Raw genomic sequence first — 9,383 nt, forward strand, 5'->3', positions numbered from 1 at the left:
CTGATCCACCGCTATCGCAGGCAAGCCAGCTCCCACATTTGGAATTGAGTGCAGTCAGCTGATTTTGTGGAGGTAGGAGGGCAGGGGTTGCTCCGGTAGCACCGATAACACCTTCAGGCGCTGCAACATCCGCTGCCTGGCCCGCTGCAAATGCTCGCGCAGGTTAAGCGCCGCCGCATCCACCGCCCCATGCAACAACAACTCCAGAATCAAGCGATGCTCGGCCAACATGGCAGGATCCGCGCCGATCCCCAGCAACCGGTAAAAAATCCGGCTGATAATCATCGGGCTCTGCCCCTGGCGGATCAACGCGGCGATCTTGCGGTTCTGCAACCCGGCCAGGCAACGCTGGTGCAAATCCTCTTCGATCTGCTCGATGGCTTCCAGGCTGCACTGCGGGCTGGCCTGCGCGTCCAGCACCCGTTGCAACATCGCTTCCAGCTCCTCGCGGTCCAGGCCCGGTGCGCTCAGGCGCAGGGCTTCGGGTTCCAGGCAGGCGCGCAGTTCGTAGTCTTCGGTGACTTCCCGCGCAGTCAACGGCCCGGCGAGCCATTGGGAGTAGGGCTCCTTTTCCACCAGGCCACGGTCGCGCAGGCGCATCAGCGCCTCACGCACCACGGCGCGGCTGACGCCGTAGTGGTCGGCGGCGGCTTGCTCGTCCAGGCGGTAATGGCCGAAGGCAATGCAGGTGGACAGCGCCGCGCCGATTTCCTCGACGATGCGCTCGCCCAATGGCCGCGTGTCCACCAGCTCGGCTTCGCCATTGAGCCCCAGGTGCGCATGGCTCAAGGGCAGGCGCAGCGGCTCCAGCGCCAGGCCCTCGGGGTTGATCAGGTAACCCCGGCCGTTGAAGCGGCAGATCAAGCCTTCGTCGTGCAGCAGGTCCAGGGCCTTGCGCACCGGCACGCGGCTGGTGCCGAACAATTCGGCCAGCGGCGCTTCCAGCAACACCAGGCCATGGCGGGCCGTGCCGTTGACGATCGCGTCACGCAATACCTGGTGAATCATCGCGTAGCGCGAGGCCGAGGCAGACACTGCTTTCATTGCTTTCTCAGGGGCTTGTAGGACGGTGGCCGGGGATTCTCTCATAAGTTGTGCCTGTCACCCTGCGCCACGTCGGTGGCACTTTTTTGGGGCTGGGAATGTAGGAATGTTACTTTTCTGCACCAAAATGTACTTATTCATAAAAGATACATTATTTCATTCAAGGCCTGGCGCCGGCTCCAGTCAAACTATTTTTCCCGCTATCCACGCTATCTATCCCGTAGCTCTGGGCGAAAAACCCGGGTTTGGCAAAACCCTTGCCGCAGAGACTGGCACGAAAGCTGCCTTTGTAAAATGTACATTTTATTAATAGGTACGTTTTGTGAGGGTCATCTTGATGTCAGACGCCACTTCCATGGCCGAGGATTTCGCCAGCGGTCGCAGCGACCCGGTGCAGGTGCTTGAGCAGGCACTTGTCCACGCGAGCATGGCCCCCAGCGTATTTATCTCCCTGACCGCCGAGCGTGCCCGCCGCGAGGCCGAAGCCTCGGCCGCGCGCTGGCGGGCCGGCCAGCCGTTGAGCGTGTTCGATGGCGTGCCGCTGGCCTGGAAAGACCTGTTCGACGTGGCCGGCAGCATCACCACGGCGGGCGCCGCTTACCGCCGCAACGCGCCGGCAGCCTCTCTCGATGCGCCCAGCGTCGGCCTGTTGTGCCGCGCGGGGATGGTCAGCGTGGGCAAGACCAACCTCAGCGAGCTGGCCTATTCCGGCCTGGGCCTGAACCCGCATTTCGGCACGCCGTTCAACCCCCACAGCAGCGATCAAGCGCGGATTCCCGGCGGTTCGTCATCGGGTTCGGCGGTCGCCGTGGCCGCCGGGATCGTACCGATTGCCATGGGCACCGACACCGCCGGCTCGATCCGCATCCCCGCCGCGTTGAATGGCCTGGTGGGTTACCGCAGCAGCAGTCGGCGCTACAGCCGCGACGCGGTGTTCCCGTTGTCGCGCACCCTCGACAGCCTCGGCCCGCTGACCCGCAGCGTGCGCGACGCGTTGGCCATCGACGATTTGCTCCATGGCCGCCGCCAGGTCCACACGCCCCGCAGCCTCAAGGGCCAGCGTTTTGTGCTGGCGCAACAAGACGTCGAGCCGGCCGTGCGCGCCAACTTGCTGCGCGCCGTCGAGCAACTGCAAGGCGCCGGCGCAATCATCGAAGAACGTGAATGCCCGACGTTCCAGGCCACCCTGGCGTTGATCCGCGACCACGGCTGGCTCGGCTCCTTCGAAGCCTTCGCCCTGCACGAAGCGCTGCTCGACAGCCCCGACGCCGAGCACCTCGACCCCCGCGTGCGCCGCCGCCTCGAAGCCGCGCGCGCGCTGCCCGCCAGCCAATTGCTGTACCTGATCGAAGCCCGCCGCCGCCTGCAACAGCAACTGCTCGACGACCTCGACGGCGCCCTCTTGATCACCCCCACCGTCGCCCATGTCGCGCCGCCCCTGGCGCCGCTGGAAGCCGACGATGACCTGTTCATCCACACCAACCTCGCCACCCTGCGCCTGACCATGCCCGGCAGTTTCCTGGACATGCCCGGCGTGAACCTGCCCAGCGGCCGCGATGCCCTGGGCCTGCCCACCGGGCTGCTGCTCAGCGCCCCGACGGGGGAAGACGCTCGCCTGTTGCGCGCCGCGTTGTCCGTCGAATCCGCAATGACTATTTAAGGAGACACACCATGGCTAAAGACATCCTCTGTGCATTTGGCGTCGACGTTGACGCGGTCGCCGGCTGGCTCGGTTCCTACGGCGGCGAAGACTCGCCCGACGACATCTCCCGCGGCCTGTTCGCCGGTGAAATCGGCGCGCCACGCCTGCTCAAATTGTTCGAACGCTACGGCCTGCGCACCACCTGGTTTATCCCCGGCCACTCGATGGAAACCTTCCCCGAGCAGATGAAGGCCGTGGCCGACGCCGGCCACGAAATCGGCGTGCACGGCTACAGCCACGAAAACCCCATCGCCATGACCGCCGAGCAAGAGGAAATCGTCCTCGATAAATCCATCGAACTGATCACCCAGGTCACCGGCAAACGCCCGACCGGCTACGTCGCGCCGTGGTGGGAATTCAGCAAGGTCACCAACGAGCTGCTGTTGAAAAAAGGTATCAAGTACGACCACAGCCTGATGCACAACGACTTCCACCCCTACTACGTACGCAAGGGCGACAGCTGGACCAAGATCGACTACAGCCAGCACCCCGATACCTGGATGAAACCCCTGGTGCGCGGCGAAGAAACCGACCTGGTGGAGATCCCGGCCAACTGGTACCTCGACGACCTGCCGCCGATGATGTTTATCAAGAAAGCCCCCAACAGCCACGGCTTCGTCAACCCGCGTCACCTCGAAGAAATGTGGCGCGACCAGTTCGACTGGGTCTACCGCGAACACGAACACGCGGTGTTCACCATGACCATTCACCCCGACGTTTCCGGCCGCCCGCAAGTGCTGCTGATGCTGGAGCGCCTGATCGAACACATCCAGAGCCATGCCGGCGTGCGCTTCGTCACCTTCGACGAAATCGCCGATGACTTTATCCGCCGTCAACCGCGTACCTGACCCTTAAAAAACAGCCCCCATCCCTGAGGCGCGACCCATGTCCATCTACAACAAGCTTGACCTGACCGGCTGGAAACCCCGGCAACTGACCTCCAAGGAAGTGCGCTTCGCCACCTGGATCGCGTTTTTCGCCTGGGTGTTTGCGGTGTACGACTTCATCCTCTTCGGCACCTTGCTGCCGGAAATCGGCCGGCACTTTGGCTGGGGTGAAGTGGAGCAAGCCGAGATCGCGACATGGGTGGCGGTGGGTACCGCCGTAGTCGCCCTGGCCATCGGCCCTATCGTCGATAAATTGGGGCGCCGCAAGGGCATCATTTTTACCGTGGCAGGTTCTGCACTGTGCTCGGCGCTGACTGCAATCGGCGGCGCGTGGGGCAAGTCGCCGCTGATCCTGATCCGTTCGCTGGGCGGCCTGGGCTATGCCGAGGAAACCGTCAACGCCACCTATTTGACCGAGCTGTACGGCGCCTCGGAAGACCCGCGCCTGACCAAGCGCCGTGGTTTTATCTACAGCCTGGTGCAGGGCGGCTGGCCGGTCGGGGCGTTGATCGCTGCCGGTTTGACCGCGTTGCTGCTGCCGATCATCGGCTGGCAGGGCTGCTTCATCTTCGCCGCGATCCCGGCGATCGTGATTGCGATCATGGCGCGCAAGCTCAAGGAAAGCCCGCAGTTCCAGATCCACGAACGCATCAGCCAACTGCGCAAAAGCGGCGCGGTGACGGAAGCACAGAACGTCGCCGTGACCTACGGCGTGGACTACGACGAACACAGCAAGGCCGGTCTCAAGGCCGCGTTCCGTGGCCCGGCCCGCCGCGCCACCCTGGTGATCGGCGCCGCGCTGTTGCTCAACTGGGCGGCGATCCAGGTGTTCAGCGTGCTCGGTACCTCGGTGATCGTCAGCGTGCACCACATTTCGTTCGAGAACTCGCTGATCATCCTCGTGCTGTCGAACCTGGTGGGTTACTGCGGCTACCTCAGCCACGGCTGGATGGGCGACAAGATCGGCCGTCGCAACGTTATCGGCCTGGGCTGGATGCTCGGCGGCCTGGCGTTCGCCGGCATGTTGTTCGGCCCGAGCAACATGGCGATGGTGGTCGGGCTGTACAGCCTGGGCCTGTTCTTCCTGATCGGGCCGTACTCGGCGGCGCTGTTCTTTATCAGCGAAAGCTTCCCCACCAGCATCCGTGCCACCGGCGGCGCGATCATCCACGCCATGGGCCCGATTGGTGCGGTGGTCGCAGGGTTTGGCGCGACCCAGGTGTTGTCCGCCGGCAGCGACTGGCAGACCGCCGCGCTGTGGTTCGGTGCGGTGCCGTGCTTCCTGTCCGGCATGTTGATGTTCGCCGCGCGCCACGTGCGCCCGGAAACCGTTCAGTAAGGAGTGTGTGATGAGCCGTAAAGTTGCCTTGATTACCGGCGCCGCCAGCGGCATCGGCCAAGCCCTCGCCGTGGCCTATGCGCGAGTCGGTGTGGCGGTGGGCGGCGGGGATTACCCGGCCGATCCCCATGACCCTCAAACCACCGTCGCGTTGGTGGAAGAAGCCGGCGGCGAATGCCTGATGCTGCCGTTGGATGTCGGCAGCACCGCTTCGGTGGACGCCTTGGCCGAGCAAGCCGTGCAGCACTTCGGCCGCCTCGACTACGCCGTGGCCAACGCCGGTTTGCTGCGTCGTGCGCCGCTGCTGGAAATGACCGACGCGCTGTGGGACGAGATGCTCAATGTCGACCTGACGGGGGTGATGCGCACCTTCCGTGCGGCCGCCCGGCACATGAACGAAGGCGGCGCGCTGGTGGCGATTTCATCGATTGCCGGTGGCGTGTATGGCTGGCAGGAACACAGCCATTACGCAGCGGCCAAGGCCGGCGTGCCGGGGTTGTGCCGCTCGCTGGCGGTGGAATTGGCGGCCCAGGGCATTCGTTGCAATGCGGTGATCCCGGGGTTGATCGAGACGCCGCAGTCGCTGGATGCGAAGAACTCGCTGGGGCCGGAAGGCCTGGCGAAAGCCGCGCGGGCGATTCCGCTGGGGCGGGTAGGGCGGGCGGATGAAGTGGCGTCGCTGGTGCAGTTCTTGACCAGTGAGGCGTCGAGCTACCTCACCGGCCAAAGCATCATCATCGACGGCGGCTTGACCGTGCGCTGGCCTGATTAATAACGGATGTACTCGGTCCAAATGTGGGAGCTGGCTTGCCTGCGATAGCGGTGGGTCAGCAGCACATGTATTTACTGAACCACCGCCATCGCAGGCAAGCCAGCTCCCACAGGGAACCGGTGTTTGTCTGAGGAGATTTGTATATGCCTCAACTCACTCATCGCCGCGCCGTCATCACCGGCGCCGGCAGCGGCATCGGCGCTGCCATCGCCCGCGCCTACGCCGCCGAAGGCGCACGCCTGGTGCTGGCCGACCGCAACGCCGCGAGCCTCGCCGACACCGCGATCACCTGCCGCAACCTCGGCGCCGAAGTCGTCGAATGCCTGGCCGACGTCGGCACCGTCGAAGGCGCCCAGGCCAGTGTGGATACCTGCGTCGCGCAGTTCGGCGGCATCGATATCCTGGTCAACAACGCCGGTATGCTCACCCAGGCGCGGTGTGTCGACCTGTCCATCGAGATGTGGAACGACATGCTGCGCGTCGACCTCACCAGCGTGTTCGTCGCCAGCCAGCGCGCCTTGCCGCACATGCTGGCGCAGCGCTGGGGCCGCATCATCAACGTCGCCTCGCAACTGGGGATCAAGGGCGGCGCCGAGCTGACTCACTACGCCGCCGCCAAAGCCGGGGTGATCGGCTTTACCAAGTCCCTCGCGCTGGAAGTGGCCAAGGACAATGTGCTGGTCAACGCCATCGCCCCCGGCCCGATTGAAACGCCGTTGGTGGGCGGCATCAGTGATGACTGGAAACGCGCCAAGGCCAAGGAATTGCCCCTGGGCCGCTTCGGCCTGGCCGATGAAGTGGCGCCCACCGCCGTGCTGCTGGCCAGCGAACCGGGTGGCAATCTGTTCGTCGGCCAGACCCTCGGCCCGAACTCCGGCGACGTCATGCCATGAGCGGGGTGTAGCCATGTGCGGACTCTGCGGGCTGCTCGGCGAAGACCTGCACTGGAGCGACCCCCTGGGCGATGAAGTGCCCCGCCGCTGCGAACGCCTGCGCCGGATCGCGGCGATCAACCAGGTACTGGCGGTGTTCCGACTCAAGGTCGAAGACTTCCAGGGTGCCTCGTACCTGTTGCTCGGCGCCACCGGCAAGCAGGAATTGGCCAGCGGCCTGGATCAACTGTGGCAGGCCGCCGAAACCATGCTCGGCCGCCCGCTGGACCCGCTCGATCCAACCCTGCTGGATCACTTGGAGTCAGCCCCATGAGCATCGCCCTGAATGTAATCACCGGCTTCCTCGGCAGCGGCAAAACCACCTTGCTCAAGCGCCTGCTGCAAGGCGAAAGCCTCGGCGACACGGCATTGCTGATCAATGAATTCGGCGACGTCGGCATCGACCATCTGCTGGTGGAAGAGGTCGCGCCGGACACCGTGCTGCTGCCCAGCGGCTGCGTGTGCTGCTCGATTCGCGGCGAGTTGAAGGACGCGCTGCTCGGCCTGTTGCAACGCCGCGAGCGCGGGGAAATCCCGGCCTTCAAACGGGTGATCCTGGAAACCACTGGCCTGGCCGACCCGGCGCCGATCCTCGCCACCCTGAACAACGACGTGCAGTTGCGCGGGCGCTTTCATATCGGCCTGGTCATCACCCTGGTGGACGCCAGCCACGCCACGCTGCAAGAACGTTTGCACCCGGAATGGCTGGCCCAGGTCGCGGCGGCGGATCGCCTGCTGTTGAGCAAGACCGACCTGGCCGGCGACAGCACCGCGCTGCGCGCGCACTTGCAGGCGCTCAACGCCGGCACGCCGATCCTCGATACCCAGGACATCCACAGCGGCGAGCAACTGCTGCTCGGCGAAGGCCTGCGCAGCGCCGAACCCGCCGTCGAAGTCAGTCGCTGGCAACTGCATCAACCCATCACCGCCACCCACGGCGCTGCGCAAGTGTGCTGCCTGACCTTCGACCAACCGCTGGATTGGGTCGGCTTCGGGGTGTGGCTGTCGATGCTGTTAAGATGCCACGGCGAACGAATCCTCCGGGTCAAAGGACTGCTCAACGTGAACGCCAGCAACGCCCCCATCGTCATTCATGGCGTGCAGCACTGCCTGCATGCCCCGGTGCACTTGCCTGCTTGGCCGGGCATCGACCGCCAATCGCGCCTGGTCTTTATCCTGCGCGGCCTCGACCCGGCGCAGCTGCGCCGCTCGTTCGACGTGTTCTCGCGGCGGTTCGCCCCATGATTACCCTGCGCGTCCTCGGCACCTCGGTGACCTTGCTGGAATGCCTGCGCGTACGCGCCGAGCAGGAGCTGGGCATCCGCCTGGTGTATCAGGTGCACGATGTCGAGCAGGCCCAGCGCATCGCGGTGATGCAGCCCGACAGCTACGACCTGTATGACCAGTGGTTCCACAACGTCGATTTCGTCTGGCCGGCGCGGGCGATCCAGCCCATCGACACGCGGCGCATCGCGCTGTGGCACGAGATCAACGACCTGCCCAAGCGCGGCCGCCTGTCACCGGATGACCGCCTCGGCAGCGGCAGCGTGCCCAGCGAGCGCCTGTTCGTGCAGCACGACGGCAGCCTCGGCAGCACCGTCACCGAACGCATCAGCATGCTGCCCCTGACCCACAACGCCGACAGTTTCGCCTACCGCCCCGAGCGCCTGCCCGACGGCTTTTGCCACGGCAACGAAAGCTGGGGCTGGCTGCTCGACCCGGCCTGGCGCGCACGCACCGCGCTGCAAAGCGACGCCGCCATCGGCGCCCTGGATGCCGCGCTGGCGGTGCAGGGCGCGGGGCTCGCGCAGTTCAAGGACATCGGCAACATGAGCATCGAAGAGATCGACGTGCTCGCCGACATCCTTGTGCGCAAACAGAAAGAAGGCCACTTCGCCGCCTTCTGGTCGGATGACGAAGAGGCCGCGCAATTGATGCTCAGCCCGAGCATCGACATCCAGAGCCTGTGGTCGCCGACCCTGATGCGCCTGCACCGCGCCGGGGTGAAATACCGCCTGGCGGTGCCGCGTGAAGGCTACCGCGCCTGGTTCGGCGGCTTGTCCCTGTCGCGCCATGCCCAGGGGCCGGTGCTGGATGCGGCCTACGCCTACCTCAACTGGTGGCTGTCCGGCTGGCCCGGCGCCGTGATGGCGCGCCAGGGGTACTACATCGGCAACCCGGCGCGCAGCCGCGACCACCTGAGCAGCGCCGAGTGGGATTACTGGTACGCCGGCCAGCCTGCGCGGGAAGAGCTGCTCGGCAGTGACGGCCTGCCGTTGATCGATATCGGCGAAGTGCGTGATGGCGGGTCTTATGAACAGCGCATGGGGCACATCGCGGTGTGGAACTCGGTGATGGATGAGCACAACTATTTGGTGCGGCGTTGGGGCGACTTCATGCGTGCACGGGGCGCCTGACTCAATAGAGGAGTGAGCTTGGCTTATGTGGGAGCGGGCTTGCCCGCGAAGGCTCCCGATCATGCGGCCAAGTCTTATCGGGTGTACGCGGTCAAAATGTGGGAGCTGGCTTGCCTGCGATAGCGATGTGTTAGGCGCTGAGGCTTTTTGATCGGAGTACATATCCGTTATTTAGGTAACGGCTGCTTAGGGTTCCGCTCTTACAGCGGCTCACTTTTGGAAGGACCCAAAAGTAAGCAAAAGGTCCTCGCCGGTATGACTCACCCACATGGGTTACAAATCAGTTCACG

Annotated in this window: 9 protein-coding genes; 8 read left to right on the plus strand and 1 reads right to left on the minus strand. The window is 64.7% G+C overall.

Annotation, left to right across the window (positions count from 1 at the left end):
* Window positions 1-54: 54 nt before the first annotated feature.
* Window positions 55-1,044, minus strand: a complete 990-nt coding sequence (locus tag B348_RS0106560; protein ID WP_017735344.1) for a GntR family transcriptional regulator — start codon at window positions 1,042-1,044, stop codon at window positions 55-57.
* A 337-nt stretch (window positions 1,045-1,381) separates the two neighbouring features.
* Here B348_RS0106560 and B348_RS0106565 point away from each other — a divergent pair, with 337 nt between their 5' ends.
* The 8 genes from B348_RS0106565 (at window position 1,382) to B348_RS0106600 (ending at window position 9,093) form a co-directional block, all read left to right on the plus strand.
* On the plus strand, window positions 1,382-2,704 hold the full coding sequence (locus B348_RS0106565) for an amidase (protein ID WP_026136613.1): 1,323 nt from the start codon (window positions 1,382-1,384) through the stop codon (window positions 2,702-2,704).
* A gap of 11 nt (window positions 2,705-2,715) precedes the next feature.
* Window positions 2,716-3,594 (plus strand): polysaccharide deacetylase, encoded by an 879-nt coding sequence (locus B348_RS0106570; protein ID WP_003234086.1) that lies wholly within the window; start codon window positions 2,716-2,718, stop codon window positions 3,592-3,594.
* 37 nt (window positions 3,595-3,631) lie between these two features.
* Window positions 3,632-4,972, plus strand: coding sequence for an MFS transporter (locus tag B348_RS0106575; RefSeq protein WP_017735346.1), 1,341 nt, complete (start codon window positions 3,632-3,634; stop codon window positions 4,970-4,972).
* Between the two features lie 10 nt (window positions 4,973-4,982).
* The gene (locus tag B348_RS0106580; RefSeq protein ID WP_017735347.1) at window positions 4,983-5,744 is read left to right on the plus strand and encodes an SDR family NAD(P)-dependent oxidoreductase; all 762 of its coding nucleotides are present in this window, start codon (window positions 4,983-4,985) and stop codon (window positions 5,742-5,744) included.
* 143 nt (window positions 5,745-5,887) lie between these two features.
* Window positions 5,888-6,637, plus strand: coding sequence for an SDR family NAD(P)-dependent oxidoreductase (locus tag B348_RS0106585; protein WP_017735348.1), 750 nt, complete (start codon window positions 5,888-5,890; stop codon window positions 6,635-6,637).
* A 13-nt stretch (window positions 6,638-6,650) separates the two neighbouring features.
* Entirely contained in the window at window positions 6,651-6,950 is a 300-nt protein-coding gene (locus B348_RS0106590; RefSeq protein WP_017735349.1) for a hypothetical protein, read from the plus strand.
* Window positions 6,947-7,921, plus strand: a complete 975-nt coding sequence (locus tag B348_RS0106595) for a GTP-binding protein (RefSeq protein WP_017735350.1) — start codon at window positions 6,947-6,949, stop codon at window positions 7,919-7,921. The genes B348_RS0106590 and B348_RS0106595 overlap by 4 nt, the downstream gene beginning before the upstream one ends.
* Window positions 7,918-9,093, plus strand: coding sequence for a PotD/PotF family extracellular solute-binding protein (locus B348_RS0106600; RefSeq protein ID WP_017735351.1), 1,176 nt, complete (start codon window positions 7,918-7,920; stop codon window positions 9,091-9,093). The genes B348_RS0106595 and B348_RS0106600 overlap by 4 nt, the downstream gene beginning before the upstream one ends.
* Window positions 9,094-9,383: the final 290 nt, after the last annotated feature.

It is taken from the genome of Pseudomonas sp. CBZ-4 (assembly GCF_000346755.1).
Classification (GTDB): Bacteria; Pseudomonadota; Gammaproteobacteria; order Pseudomonadales; family Pseudomonadaceae; genus Aquipseudomonas.